The sequence below is a fragment of the Candidatus Schekmanbacteria bacterium genome, assembly GCA_003695725.1.
In the GTDB taxonomy this organism is placed as follows: domain Bacteria; phylum Schekmanbacteria; class GWA2-38-11; order GWA2-38-11; family J061; genus J061.
In genome coordinates this window covers 1-14,474 of sequence record RFHX01000005.1, presented here as the reverse complement: position 1 = coordinate 14,474, position 14,474 = coordinate 1, and the positions used below count along the sequence as shown (strand labels likewise).

Genomic DNA, 14,474 nt, shown 5'->3' with positions numbered 1-14,474 from the left:
TGTTATTTCTGATTCATCAATCTTTAAAAAAGTTGTTATAAGGATATATAGTGAAGATGGAATAATGAGAGACAATAGAAGTATTGGTCCAAATAATATTCCTCTTGAGCTATCGATAAATAAACTGAAAATATAAAATGATAAAAGTCCGACCGGTAGTGATGCAACAGATATTTTGAAAAGTGATACAGCAATGGCAGAGATATTGATGTTCGTTGTCTTTTTCATTATTGTAGTTAGGGCAATAAAGTTGAACATTGAGACCATTGAGGTAGAGAGACAAATACCAGCATGTCCCCATCTTTTCATAAAAATCCAGTCAAGAAAAGCATTGAGTGCTATGTTGAATATCCCGACATAAGCAGGCGCCCAGTTCTTTTTGAGGCTGTAGAAACCTCTATTGAGAAGAGTATTTGCGCTTGTGAAAGGAAGTCCTACAGCAAAGAAGGTAAGAGCGTCAGCAACAAAGACAGTATCAGATTCTGAAAAGCTTCCACGCTCAAATACCAATTTGACAATAGGCACAGACATAATGAAAAAGATGATGGAACATGGAATCGTAAGATAAAAAATTTGACCAATCCCAGATTGAAGTGTTTTTTTGAACTTCTCATCATCATCTACTGAGAATCTTGAAAGCATAGGAAATAGCGCTGTGCCAATTGCTATTGCAAATATTGCCATTGGAAGATGAAATATTCTGAATGCAGAATCTATTGCCGCAATACTTCGCGGTCCGAGATATGATGCAAAAATTGTATCTACGAAGACATTTAGATTGACTATTCCCAATGTGATAGAAACAGGCAGTATTAGTCTGAATATCCTTCTTACATTTTCATCTTTCAATTTGATTATTGGCTTGTACCGGATTTTAAGTCTTTTGAATGGTAGAAGAAGTACAGAAAACTGTGCCGCTGTCCCAATCAATATTCCCCACGCAGCCGAGTATATTCCAATTTTGTTCTGAAAAAGGATAATCATTGAAATTATCACAATATTCCAAAGCACAGGACCAGCGGCAGGCGCTGTGAAGTGATTGAAAGAATTGAGCATTCCAATTATTACACCACTTACGGCAAGGAAGATTATTGTTGGAAAAATTATAAACGAAAGGCGCACCGTGTGTTGAAAGAGCTCTTCATTGCTGCGAAATCCGGGAGCGCATATTGAAATTACTGCAGGCATAAAAATACAACATATAGCTATGACGATTGTGAGCAGTATTGCAAAAAAATTGATTATAGTGGATGCCACACTGAATGCCTCATCGTCATTACCCTTGGACAACAATTCGGTAAAAACCGGAATGAATGCTGCGCTGATAGCTGTTTCGGTAAGAAGCGTTCGTAAAAGATTTGGTATTTTGAAGGCAACAGTGAAAGCTCCTCTGATCTCACTTATTCCAAAATAGTTGGCAAGGATTATCTCTCTTCCAAAACCAACTATTCTTGAAAGCAAAGTCAGGGCAGAAATTATGAAAATTGCGCCTGCCATCTTTTTCGTTTCACTCATAGCTGTCAATTGTAATGTCAACTATTGCTTCGAGTCAACAAATCGTAAAGAGTTCGAGTTCATTTCCTGCCACTGAATTAATTACTTTGACCATCATAACTTTTCTAGATAGAATCAAAAAAAAGTTTTTGTGTTAAGAAGAAGAGGATTAAGCAGATGGGTGATATTGATCGGAAAAAATTGAAAGTTGCTTTTCTTTCATCGGAAGTCGTTCCCTATGCAAAAACAGGCGGTCTTGCAGATGTAAGCGGAACATTGCCCGTTGAATTGAAAAGAGCAGGTGTTGGTGAAATTTTAGTGTTTATGCCTGCGTACAGAGAAGCAAAGGAGAGCAGAAATGAGATCTCAAAAGAATGTGAGATATCCTTTGATTTTTGCGGCAAAAGAACCACTGCAGGTTTTATGCGCGGAAAACTTTCTGATTATGTCGATATAATTCTCATTGAAAATGATGAATACTATGACAGAGAAGGATTGTATGTAACACCAAATGGAGATTATCCTGACAATGCACAGAGGTTTTCCTTCTTTTCTCTTGCAAGTCTCTACTATATGAAGCAGATCGAATTACATCCACATATAATCCACTGCAACGATTGGCAGACATCACTTGTTCCAATTTTTCTGAAGACAACCTTTTCAGACGATGACAATTTCAAGAACACGGCAGTATGTCTCACAGTCCATAACCTTGCTTATCAGGGTAATTTCTCTTTTGAACAGATTTCTCCTCTGAACATTCCTCCCGAATATCTTACCGAAGAAGCCCTCAAACATTATGACAGTTATAGCTTCCTCAAAGGTGGATTGATATTTTCAACAGTGGTGAACACAGTGAGCCGCAAATACAGCAAGGAGATACAGACTCCTGAGTTTGGCTGTGGAATGGAGAATATTTTGAAGAATAGGTCGAAGACGGTATTTGGAATATTAAATGGCGTTGACTATTCGCAGTGGAATCCTGAAACGGACAAACTCATACCCTTCAATTATAGTGCTGAAAAATTAGAAGGAAAAAAGAAATGCAAGGAGGTCCTTCAAAAAAACTCCAAACTTGATATTTCACCAGAGATACCGCTACTCGGTATAGTTTCGCGTCTTGCATATCAAAAAGGTATCGATATTTTAGCTGAAACGATTCCTGAAATCGTGGATGCAGGTGGCCAAGTTGTTGTTTTGGGAACAGGTGAAGCTCGATACGAAGAAGCCCTTAGAAAGAGGGCATCGGAATTTAAAAGAGCTGTCTCGGTAACAATCGGTTTTGACAACGAACTTGCCCATCTCATAGAAGCAGGCTGCGATTTTTTTCTTATGCCATCACGCTATGAGCCCTGCGGTTTGAACCAGATGTATAGTTTGAAATACGGCACAATCCCAATCGTCCGTGCAACCGGTGGTCTCGATGATACGATAATTGATTTTGACAAAGATATGGAGCAGGGCAATGGTTTTAAATTTGAGGAGTTGACGCCTTCGGAATTTTTTTCAGCCATAAAGAGAGCGCTTAACTGTTATAGCTCATCAGAATGGAACAAAATAATCGAGAACGCAATGCGTTGCGATTTTTCGTGGAGAAAGTCGGCAGAAGAATATATCAAACTCTACAAGACGGCTTTAGCGATTGAAGGAGTTATTTGACAAATCGAAGCTGTTGTCCCTTTTGTCTTATTATGGCTCTTTTCATATTTCTCGCGGTCTCTTGTTTTCGCATTCTATTGTGTAGCCGTCGAAAGGTTTTTTAGATTATGATGATGAGCGGGGAAAATTTAAATTCTTGACATTCAGTAAAATAAAGGTTTAGAAAACAACGGTTTATAATTAAACTGCTCTTTAAATTTTTACTTTGATAACAGGGCGAGAAAACTATGACTATGTCTCAAAGAGAGAGACAGATACTGGACGCAGCTGCGAAGGTGTTTCGTGAAAAAGGGTATCAAAGGGCTACAATCGAAGATGTGGCTAAAGAAGTAGGAATACTTAAGGGAAGTCTTTACTATTATATCAAAAACAAAAATGAGCTTCTGTTCAAAATAGGAATCGTTCCTCTAAAAACTACAACCGAGGAGCTCAAAAGTATTGTTCAAGGTGATGCAGCGCCTTCTGAAAAACTTAAAAAAGCAATAAGAGAGAGGATAAGGGCATTTGAGAAATATCACACGGAAATGACTGTCTTCTTCCAGGAAAAGTTTGAAGAATTGCCTGAAGAAGAGAGGGAAATCCTCAGAAATGGTCAACGAGAAGATGAAAGATTATGGTCTCAAATAATTTATGAAGGTATAGAGAAAGGAGAATTTAGAGAAAATTTAGATGTGAAAATTATTACCAAAGCTATAATGGGAATGTGCCATTGGCTTTTCAAATGGTACAGAGTGAATGGACGACTGACGGCAGACGAAATTGCTGATATATTTTATGATTTAATCTTTAACGGTATCAAGCAAACAAAAAAGGAGTGAGAAGAAAACGATGACGCAGCTTTTAAAAGGAATCAGAGTGCTCGATTTGACGCGAGTGATTTCAGGACCCTATTGCGCAATGATGCTTGGGGATTTGGGCGCAGAGGTAATCAAGATTGAACAACCCGGTTCAGGCGACCCTTCAAGAAAACTTGGTCCACCTTTCAAGGATGGTGAAAGTGGATATTTTATCAGTATAAACAGGAACAAGAAGAGTATGACTTTGAACCTCAAAACGGAAGAAGGTCTCGAGGTTTTCAAAGAGCTTGTAAAAGTATCCGATGTCATTCTCGAAAACTATAGGGCTGGTGTAGCGGACAAGCTGAAAATCGGCTATGAAGATATGAAGAAAGTAAATCCGAGGATTATTTATTGTTCCATCACTGCATTTGGAAGCAACGGACCCTACAGGGATATTCCCGGCTATGACCTTACTATGCAGGCGATAAGCGGTGAAATAAGCATAACAGGAGAACCTGACGGAATGCTTGCAAAAATGGGAGTTCCTATGGGAGACCTTGGTGGGTCATTCTTCGGAGCGGCAGGCATCCTTGCTGCCCTTTATGCACGGGAGCGTGATGGCAAGGGAAGACATATAGATATAGGGCTTTTTGATACACAGCTTGCTCTCCTATGCTACCATCAGTCCCCATATCTGCTGGAAGGAATCAGGGAGAAAAAACCTGAAGGTACGGGACATCCAAATATTGTGCCCTACAAGATGTATCAGACAAAAGACATCAAAATCGTTGTTGCAATTCTTGGCGAAAATTTTTGGGTCAAACTTTGTGAACTTCTCGATATTCCTCATATTGCAACAGACAGCAGGTTTGACAGAAATGATAAGAGGTCTAAAAACCGCAAGGAGCTTGAACCAATACTTGAAGAAGCATTTCTGAAGAAAAGTGGTCGCGAACTTGTAAAGAAATTCTATGAAGTGGGAATACCCGGGGCGCCTGTAAACTCCATTGCTGAAGCCCTCGAAGAACCACAGGTTGCAGCACGTGAGATGATTGTAGAAGTTAACCACACAAAATGCGGAAAAGTGAAAGTTATTGGTTCACCAATAAAGATTGAAGGAATGAAGCAAGAATACAATCCTCCGCCCACTCTTGGCGAACACAATGAAGAAATTCTTCAAAAGTTGCTGCATTATCCTGAAGACAAGATAAAAGAATTGCAAGAAAAGGGCGCTATATAAGGATTAGTCTTGATTTGCGGATATGAATTCTATGGGCAAGGCAAATGAAAAGCCCTTTTTTTCTGTCAGTGGGACATATGTTCCTTTTGTCTTCTCTTCAAACTCTTCTTCTGTTTTCCATTGTATTTTATTACTCATTCTCGGATTCCAGAATCGACCTAATGAAAGCTGATGCAAATCAAGAGGTAACATTGTTATTTCATTAAAGATAGGGAATTGGAATATGAATAAAAAATTGAGTTTGACGCAAGACGCGTTAAAAATGTTGAACACAATCATCTCAATCACTCCTTCCATTCTTCAACCTCTGTGGAAAGAAAGAATTTTAAGACAGGCAGAAAAAAATGTATTTTTTGAGAGCAGAGAAGAAATTTCTTCTGACGATATTTTTGATGCGGCAAAAGAAGTAATGCCTTCAGGATTTAGTCCCCTTTTTGTCAAACTTTCAAATCCATCAAAATTTCAGACTATAGCAAGAAGCGGAATAGAAGGATACAAGGAGACATCGAAGAGGTGGGTTAAAATAAAGGTCAAGCGCGCAATACAGGGAAGGAAATTTATCACAAGGAAAACCAAAACAACACCAAAGATTATTGCACTCTGCGGGAGCCCTCGCAGGAAGGGAAATTCAGACCTCTTAATCAAAGAGTTTTTTAGAGGCGCGGAATCGAGGGGTGCAATATGCGAAGAAATTTACCTTCATTTCAAAAAGATATCATACTGCATTGGCTGTAGGAAATGCCGTGAAAAGAACGATGGCACTATTATTGAAACTTTTTGCACAATAAAGGACGATATGACGGAAATCTACAAAAAACTTTGTGAAGCAGATGCCGTTGTGATTGGATATCCCATCTACACAGCAAGAGAATCAGCGCAAACTGCAGCATTCTGGGACCGTTTGGATTGTATGAGCAATAAATACAACAAGCAGAGATTTGGCGGCAGAAAGGCAGGCACATTGATTACCTGCTGGGCTTGGCCAGAAGAGCATACATACCGCGACCATATGGAAGGAATGATGATGTTGATGGGACTTCGCGGAATAGAAACTCTTTTTGCTATTTCTGCATCAGGATGCAGAGGCAGGGCGCATGGCAGAGGAGTGGTAACGCAAGATGAGAAAGGAATGGAAAAAGTTTTTCAAGCAGGTGCAAAAACGGTAGAGGTAATAACAGAAAAATAAAACAATTTATTTGGGAGGTATTGGCAGTTATGTCAGTTGAAATGACTCACAAAGAGATTGAAGACCTTATGAGTTCAGAGAAAGTTGGTACGCTTCTTTTAGTTGATGGTGATAGACCCTATGGAGTTGTCTGTTGGTTTGTCTATGATAATGGCAACATAAGAATCGGCATAATGCCGTCGGGAAGAAAGTATGAATGTATAAAATCGAACAACAATGCCGCTTTTAGTGTATGGAGAGCAGGAAAGGGAGGATGGCGCTCTGTTTTGGTTGAGGGTAAGATTAGGCAAGTAACAGATATAGATGAATTGAGGGAAAGTCTTGAACTTGCCGCAGAAAAATATGGAGTACCTTCTTCCTATATAGACAAGCAAGTTGCAATGGTAAAGGAAAACCCTGAAAAATCGATGAGCTTTGTCATTGAAGCAGAAGACATCTCAGGCAGAAAATCAGGGTAATGGCAAGATTTATTGTTGAAACGAGGGAGAATTGTTAACGGAATAGTCTTTCGAGAAAATTTTAATGATTTGATTGAAAATTCATTATCCTTCGCTTGTTTTCTGAGTTGAAGGTCTCTTTTTTAATCTTCCTCAGAAATAATTTCGTCTATCTGTTTGATGAAATCCTGTGCCAAAAAAACCGTGTTGAGTTTTTGCTGAAATTTATCAGCAATCTTGAAGCTCTATTTGTTGAATGAATATTTTTTCTGGCAACTGCCTCTTTTTTTTTATATCAGAGAGAATATCTATAAAAAAATCTTTGGAGATAACCAATGGCTACTATGGAAGAAACTGAAATTGAGCTTACCCATCTTCTTGAAGAATTGACAGAAGGAGAATATGGAATTCAGCAACTGAAAGAAGATATTACAGATAAAATATTGGGCAACCATAAAGAAGACTCAGTGGTTGAAAAAATAAGAAGGCATTCAAAGACGAATCTTATTACTCATCCTCGATTTATGTGTCTTTTTATGCGCTATTGGGACCACATCGATAGAGAAATGAAACAGAATCAGTAAGTCAAAATGCTAAACTTTTTTGTATTTCCACTTTCCCTTCTTGAACCAGTAGTAAAGCATCAATGTTTCAAAGAAGTTGACGGCTGCCACTGATATGAAAACACCGTAAACATCGAGAGATGTGTATTTGGCTAATAGATATGCAAGAGGAATCTGCATCAAAACCATTGAAATGAATGAAGCCACCATAGTGGAATAAGTATCTCCCGCGCCTCGTAGTGAACCATTATACACCAACCGTCCAGCCATAAAGAAATACGACGGCACCACAATGTATATATACATAGTGCCAATTCTCATCACCTCTGCCGATTTGTCAAAGACTGATATAATGTTTTCCGAAAAGAGCAGGAAGAGAACAGCAATTGTTCCAACGACGGCAATATTGCACAGCAAAGCTATTATTGTGCTTCGTTCTGCTCGATCTATTTTTTTTGCGCCAAGATTTTGCCCTACAATCGTAGAAGTTGCTGCTGCAAATCCAAGTCCCGGTAGAAACGCAACCATATCGAGGCGCAGACCAATGCCGTAAGCCGCAATTGCGGAAGTTCCGAAAAGGGCAACAATTTTCATTAAAATTACGCGCGTAATAGAGTTTAGACTCATTCGCCCCATTGCAGGGAATGCAATTCTAAATATCGTGGCAATTATATTCAAGTCGATCTTCATCTTTTTCAAAGTAAGTTTTATGAAAGTTTTTCCTGAAAAGAGCAGATAAATACCTATGGTAGATGCAATAGTCCTTGCCGTAACTGTTGCAATTGCCGCGCCTGTTACTCCAAGCTTGGGGAAAGGACCCAATCCAAAAATGAAAAGAGGATCGAAAATGATGTTCATAAAGGCTGAACCCGATAGTATGAGCATTGGATATATTGGTTCGCCAGCACCCCTCATAATTGCCTGCACAATGAAAAGGAAGAACATTGAATAAATTCCGAGAAATGAATATTGAATATATCCGATTCCAAGATTATAGACATCTTCAGGCGCACCTAATATCTTTAAGGTAGGTCCTGCAATGTAATATCCTCCAATGCCGGTAATAATGGAAAGCAGGAGACAGATGAACATCGTATTTGAAGCTGCAATATTTGCCCCTTCTTTGTCTGCCTCACCTACTCGTCGGGCAACGATAGCAAGTGCAGATGCAGATATGCCTTCGACTATAGTGGAAAGAAGCAAAAGAATAATTCCGCAAAAAGAAACAGCAGCTATTGATGCAGAACCAAGGCGGCTTACGAAAAACATATCCGTCAGTTGCATTACCGTTTCGAGAAGCATTGCCATAATGAAGGGAATGGCAAGTTTCAAGAGTGCGCGACTCAGACTTCCTTTTGTGGCATCGATCATTATAGTTTCTTTTTATTGATGTGAATCATTTCTTCAAAGCGGCTTTTTTCAAATAGCTCAATTTTTTGCTCAAATCTTCTAACTTAAAAAGATGAAAAAATAAAGGGATACAAAGCTTTTGTGTATTGCAAATATCGACAACAAGCACTTGCTCACAATTTGATTCTGATTTATTCTAAAAAAACGATAAATTCTCTTTTTTCCTATTTCGAGGGAGGCGTCGAGAAAGTGAATGTGCTGATTACCGGTTCAACAGGATTTGTTGGTACGGCTTTGTGCAAATTTTTAAAGCAGAAGGGCTTTGATGTATTTGCTTTGGCAAGAAGGGAATCCATTTATAAGATTGCTCACATAAAAGGTATTGAAATTATTCCCACAGATATTTCCTCTCCAGAGTCACTTTCTATTTCTTATCCACAAGCAGATGTAGTTGTTCATCTTGCAGGAATTTTCAGAGAATTTAAGAGAAAGAAAATAGATTTTGAAACTTCGAATTTCTTGTCAACAAAACATGCTCTGATCATAGCGGAAAAAATTTCAGCCCGAAAATTTATCTTTTTGAGCGCATTAGGCGCTTCACCTTATTCAAAGATAAAATTTTTAAGGAGTAAATCAATATGTGAAGAGCTTATCAAAAATTTTCCCTTTGACTATTTGATTCTGAGAACCCCGTTGATATATGGGAAAGGAGACAATTCAACAGCACACTTTATCAAATTGGCAAATTCCTCAATTGTCCCTCTCATTGCTAACCGCCATAAAAAAATTAAACCCCTTTTTGTTGAAGACCTTCTTGAAGCAATACACACCATCATTAAGGAAGACAATACCATATCACGCACTCTCGACCTCGAAGGTCCTCAGGAGATGACTTACAAAGAGATGATAGAAACAATTGCGAAGATTAGCGGCAAAACCCCGCATTTTTTCTATCTTCCGCGTATTCCTTTGCGGCTTGTTACAAGGGCTCTCGAAAGATTTTCTTTCTACCCAATATCTTCTGACCAGCTCAGTATGATGGATGAAGAAGAAGTAAAAAGCGAAGATTTCTTGAAATACTATCCGATTGAAAGGCATAGCTATATGAATGGAATAAAAAAAATTTTGGGCGAGGCGTAATAGTGTGAAGAAAAAAGGATTCATCATAGGAATTTTGATAAGCGCTTTTTTCATCTATCTTGCAATAAGCCGTGTTGCTTATTCTGAATTGAAATCAGCCCTTCAGTCGTGCAATTATTACTATCTCATTCCTATGTTTGCATTGAGTGTAATTCTTCAGCTTTTCAAATCTCTAAGATGGAAGTTGATTTTAAATCCTATAAAAAGAATTCGTCTTGCTATGGTTTATTATGTTCACTGCATCGGATTTATGGGAATAAATATTCTTCCTTTTCGATTAGGTGATCTTCTTCGGCCTTATCTGATGGCTAAACAGGAGAAACTGCCAATTTCCACATCTCTTGCCACTACTGTCGTAGAGAGGATTCTTGATGCCGGCACCCTTTTCATCTTTATTGTTTTTGCCATAATTTATGCCCCTTTGCCCCAAAATGTAATCGAATCTGGCAAAGATGCGTTAGTTGGAATAGTTGTTTTGATAGGGGTCTTCATAATTATCCTATGGAAAGGCAGAACATTTCTCGCAAAGATGACTTCAAACAAATTGTTAGCCCCCTTTCAGGAAAAAATCCTTAACCTCTTTGATTCCTTCAAAAAGGGATTTGATATAATGCCTGATAAGAGGGCAGTAGTATTGGCAAGTGTAATTTCACTCTTTTTTTGGGTAATTCCTGTCTTTAACACCTATTTGTTGTTTTTTGCCTTTGATTTGAAACTGCCTCTAACTGCTGCATTGACAGCTTTTATTATAATCAGCATCGGCATTATGATTCCGTCAGCGCCGGGGTTTATTGGGAATTTTCAATATTTCTGCATCATTGCCCTTTCGTTGTATGGAATCGAAAAATCTGAGGCACTTGCCTTTTCAATCATTCTTCATAGTGTGCAATTTTTTGCAACATTGGGACAGGGAATTTTTTCTCTTATTATGGGCAAGATAAAGTTTAGTGAAGTCATACAGATAGGAAAGGCTTCGACAACTGGCTATAATTGAAGCGGCACACAATCTCTCTCGAAAATTGTTCCCATCCTTTGGCAAATCGGTTTCAGAAGAAAAATCAGCATTGGAATTTGCCTTTCTACTTTAACCTAACTGTTAGCAGACCAAATAGATAATTTGTGCAAATCATATAACTAAAAAGAAAATATTTCTGAAATATTTCTTTTATACCATCAAACAATTCTTAAATCTAAAATATTTCAGAAAGATTATTTACTTCAATTCTTTTTATATGGAGTAGAGTTATGGATAAAAATTCTTTCGAACAAAAAATCAGGTCCCTTGCAAAGGAAAACCTTACTGATGAAATCAGAGCTCTTGCAAAAGAATTTCCTTCACAAGAAATATTTGACAGTGACTTTCATCTATCTCTTGCAAGGATTTATGAAGAACTTGGGTTGAGTGAGATGATGTTTAAAGAATATAACCTTGCATTAAGAGACAATCCTAAAAATGAAGAAGTTGTCTTAAAAGTTTCAGAAGCGTTGGTCGATAGCGGGGAGTTTGAAAAAGCACTAAAATGTTTGAATAAAGCACTTAAATTTTCCCCATCAAGTAAAGAATTATTAGATCTCAAAGGTGAAGTGCTTGAGGAAACAAATCAATATGAAGAAGCAAGAATTCACTATGAGAAGGCATTCGAAACAACTTCTGATGAGAAGTATAAACATATTGCTGAAGCATTGGCAAAGGAAAGAATAGATTCAGAAGATTCTATTGAAACAGAAGATGACTATCATTTTCCTCTTCCCACAGATGAACAACTTTTACGCTTTGTTGAGCTTTTTTCAGGAAGAGAAGGCGTATATGCGCGACAGTGGGCAAGTCAAACGGGCGACACTGGCTATTCAGTTGTGAGAGAGCCTTTCACTTTTAAGGTGGCAAAAAACCACATATTGGGAAATTTTACCGTAGGTATATATCCTGTTCGTCTCGACAATACAGTAAATTTTATTGCCTTTGATATTGATATATCAAGTCGATTTATTCCAAAATTCATAACAGACAGACAACAATGGAAATCAGCAAAAAAGGTAGCTTTAAAAACTGCAAAATCAATTGTAAATGAATGTGCCACTTCCGATGTCTTTTCCTATATAGAAGATAGCGGTTATAAAGGCTATCATTGTTGGATATTTTTGAAATCACCTTTGCGAGCGAGTATTGCGAGAGATTTTGCACGCCGAATCGTCTCATCAATTAAAGCAGATGATTTCCTTTCAATTGAGATATTTCCAAAGCAAAAGTTTGTCAAAGAAGGAAGTCTTGGCAATCTCATCAAATTACCCTTTGGAATTCACCGAAAAACTATGGAGAGAGGACTTTTTGTAGATGGGGAAGGAAATCCATATAAGGACCAATTTGCCTTTTTGTTTGGGATTGAATCAGCAACAAAATCATCTATTTATTCATATATTGAAGAAAAAAAGAATATCTACCCTCTTTACCATCCTACAAATAAAAAGATTGTTGAGAGTGAAGAAGAGGCAGGAGTCGAAGAAATCTCCATTTCTGAAAAAGATTCATTAAAAGGAGCAATTTATGTTGAAGAATATAATATAGATAATGATGAAGAGTTCCAATACATAGCTCTCAAATGTCCGGTTATCCAGAAGATATATGAAAAAGCCAATCAAACTTCGCAACTTTCTAATGATGAAATAATTGTTCTTTCCCATTCGGTGGGTCATCTAAAAAATGGCCCTCTTGCTGTAAATGCTATCCTACAAAAATGTGTTAATGCGGACTCTTCTTCATATCTAAAAAGCAGATTACGAGGCAATCCAATTAGTTGTCCGAAAATCAGGACAAGAGTGCCGGATATTACTTCTTCTGTTGACTGCAACTGCACCTTTGAGCCCTTGTTGAATATGTATCCTACACCAGTTCTTCATCTCGAATCTCTCAAGCAGAAGACAGCCGGATTAACCAGTGCCATTACTTTTGAGATTATAGTTTCTGAATATTTGAAGATTAAGAAGAACCTTCAGGACCAAGAAAAACTTATGATGAGTTATCAAAAAAAACTGGAAGAATTTTTTTCAAATGCAGGAGTCGATTCACTCAATACATCATATGGAGAACTAATCAAGGTAATCGAGGAAGATGGAAAAATTAATTTCATTCTTAAAATGTAACAGATGTAAGGTTGTCTATGTCTATTTTATATTTAATTGAACAGGGTACTATTTTAAGCAAACAAAGTAATAAACTTGTTCTTAAGAAGGGAAAAAACATTCTGTTGTCAGTTCCGTCCTTTAAAGTTGATCAGGTGGTCCTCTTTGGCAATATTGCAATTACCCCTCAGGCAATAGCTTTTTTATTAAAAAATGGTATAGATACCGTGTTCCTGACAGGAACAGGCAGATATCGAGGACGCCTTGTTCCAGAGCTTGGCAAAAACATAGAACTTAGAATTGCTCAATTTAATTGCTTACAAGATAGGGAATTTGCCCTTCAACTTGCCACCCGTTATGTTTATGGAAAGCTGAAAAATTATCGCACATTTTTGAGAAGGCAGAATCAGATCCTCAAGATTGATGATATTCAATCTATGATACACAAAATAAGAGGCATAATGGATAAAATTAAACATTCAAGCGACTTTGATTATTTGAGAGGATTAGAGGGAATTGGAAGTAAGTATTATTTTCAGGTTTTTGGTAATTTGATTAAACAGGAAGGTATCGTTTTTGAAGGAAGAAACAGAAGACCTCCACGAGATCCGGTAAACGCAATGTTAAGTTTTGGATACACACTTCTTGCTAATACTATTGAGGGAATAATAAATTGTGTTGGATTAGACCCCTATTTGGGTTCTCTCCATTCAGTTGAGTATGGAAGACCTTCGCTCACACTTGATATAATGGAAGAATTTAGACCTGTTTTGATAGATTCATTGGTATTAAAACTTTTGAACAAAAAAATAATTACACTAAAAAATTTTTATGTAAGAAGAGATATGGATGAAATATACGAAGATAATAAAGATGAATCTGAAAATCTGACAAAAGAAGACTATCCTGTGTTGATGACCTATGAAGGTATAAAGAAGTTTTTGATCTATTATGAAAAGCAGATGAATAATAAGGTGTTTTATCCCAGACTTGGCAGCAGGATGACATATAAGGATATCTGTCTTGCGCAGGCACGCCTTCTGGCAAATAGTTTTATGGAAAAAGATATATTGTATGAGCCATTTCTGATAAGATAAAATGCATGTTGTAATTTCATATGATATTGTTAATGATAGAAGAAGAATTAAATTAGCAAAGGTTCTTCTTGATTATGGAAAGAGGGTACAAAAATCTGTTTTTGAATGTTCAATTGATGAAAAAAATTTTGATAAATTAAAGAAGAAGGTAGAAAAAATAATTGACTATGAAAGTGACTCCGTGCGATATTATTTTTTGTGTAAAAAATGTAAGGAAAATATAGTTGTTTCCGGTGAAGGAATTGTTATTGAAGATGAGGAGATTATCATCTGGTAAATGTCTTTGATAAAGAAAGTTTAAGAAAAACAGATAGTTAAGTCAAAAATGCATGGATCGATTGAGGATTTTGAGAAAAGAGGTTAAGTTATTGATTTTATTGACTTTTGTCAAAAATGACACGTGAAAATTAAG

14 protein-coding genes are annotated in these 14,474 nt (G+C 37.2%); 11 read left to right on the top strand and 3 right to left on the bottom strand.

All coding sequences use genetic code 11. The features are described 5' to 3' along the window. On the bottom strand, positions 1-1,497 hold a 1,497-nt coding region (murJ, locus tag D6734_00240), incomplete at its 3' end, for a murein biosynthesis integral membrane protein MurJ (GenBank protein RMF98489.1). A 174-nt stretch (positions 1,498-1,671) separates the two neighbouring features. Between murJ and glgA the strand changes: the two genes are divergently transcribed. From glgA to D6734_00225, 3 genes are all read left to right on the top strand, one after another. Further along, positions 1,672-3,153: a glycogen synthase GlgA gene (gene glgA, locus D6734_00235; GenBank protein RMF98488.1), complete on the top strand. Its 1,482-nt coding sequence runs from the start codon at positions 1,672-1,674 to the stop codon at positions 3,151-3,153. A gap of 227 nt (positions 3,154-3,380) precedes the next feature. Then, positions 3,381-3,971 carry a TetR/AcrR family transcriptional regulator gene (locus tag D6734_00230; protein RMF98487.1) on the top strand — a complete coding sequence of 197 codons (591 nt, stop codon included), beginning with the start codon at positions 3,381-3,383 and terminating at the stop codon, positions 3,969-3,971. Positions 3,972-3,981: 10 nt separating this feature from the next. Further along, a complete protein-coding gene (locus D6734_00225) occupies positions 3,982-5,172 on the top strand; it encodes a CoA transferase (GenBank protein RMF98486.1) in 1,191 nt (396 codons plus the stop codon). 3 nt (positions 5,173-5,175) lie between these two features. Here the strand turns inward: D6734_00225 and D6734_00220 are convergent, their stop codons facing one another. Continuing rightward, positions 5,176-5,364 (bottom strand): hypothetical protein, encoded by a 189-nt coding sequence (locus D6734_00220; protein ID RMF98485.1) that lies wholly within the window; start codon positions 5,362-5,364, stop codon positions 5,176-5,178. A 31-nt stretch (positions 5,365-5,395) separates the two neighbouring features. Here D6734_00220 and D6734_00215 point away from each other — a divergent pair, with 31 nt between their 5' ends. From D6734_00215 to D6734_00205, 3 genes are all read left to right on the top strand, one after another. Next, the gene (locus tag D6734_00215; GenBank protein RMF98484.1) at positions 5,396-6,358 is read left to right on the top strand and encodes a flavodoxin family protein; all 963 of its coding nucleotides are present in this window, start codon (positions 5,396-5,398) and stop codon (positions 6,356-6,358) included. Between the two features lie 29 nt (positions 6,359-6,387). Continuing rightward, a complete protein-coding gene (locus tag D6734_00210) occupies positions 6,388-6,816 on the top strand; it encodes a hypothetical protein (protein RMF98483.1) in 429 nt (142 codons plus the stop codon). A gap of 314 nt (positions 6,817-7,130) precedes the next feature. After that, entirely contained in the window at positions 7,131-7,379 is a 249-nt protein-coding gene (locus D6734_00205) for a hypothetical protein (protein RMF98482.1), read from the top strand. A gap of 9 nt (positions 7,380-7,388) precedes the next feature. Here D6734_00205 and D6734_00200 read toward each other — a convergent pair whose 3' ends face one another. Further along, on the bottom strand, positions 7,389-8,729 hold the full coding sequence (locus D6734_00200) for an MATE family efflux transporter (protein RMF98481.1): 1,341 nt from the start codon (positions 8,727-8,729) through the stop codon (positions 7,389-7,391). A 99-nt stretch (positions 8,730-8,828) separates the two neighbouring features. Here D6734_00200 and D6734_00195 point away from each other — a divergent pair, with 99 nt between their 5' ends. From D6734_00195 to cas2, 5 genes are all read left to right on the top strand, one after another. Continuing rightward, positions 8,829-9,848, top strand: a complete 1,020-nt coding sequence (locus tag D6734_00195) for an NAD-dependent epimerase/dehydratase family protein (protein RMF98480.1) — start codon at positions 8,829-8,831, stop codon at positions 9,846-9,848. 4 nt (positions 9,849-9,852) lie between these two features. Beyond that, positions 9,853-10,842 (top strand): UPF0104 family protein, encoded by a 990-nt coding sequence (locus D6734_00190; GenBank protein RMF98479.1) that lies wholly within the window; start codon positions 9,853-9,855, stop codon positions 10,840-10,842. Between the two features lie 251 nt (positions 10,843-11,093). Continuing rightward, positions 11,094-12,986: a hypothetical protein gene (locus D6734_00185; protein RMF98478.1), complete on the top strand. Its 1,893-nt coding sequence runs from the start codon at positions 11,094-11,096 to the stop codon at positions 12,984-12,986. Positions 12,987-13,003: 17 nt separating this feature from the next. Continuing rightward, on the top strand, positions 13,004-14,062 hold the full coding sequence (cas1, locus tag D6734_00180) for a CRISPR-associated endonuclease Cas1 (protein ID RMF98477.1): 1,059 nt from the start codon (positions 13,004-13,006) through the stop codon (positions 14,060-14,062). Between the two features lies 1 nt (position 14,063). Continuing rightward, a complete protein-coding gene (gene cas2 / locus D6734_00175) occupies positions 14,064-14,339 on the top strand; it encodes a CRISPR-associated endonuclease Cas2 (protein ID RMF98476.1) in 276 nt (91 codons plus the stop codon). Positions 14,340-14,474 lie beyond the last annotated feature (135 nt).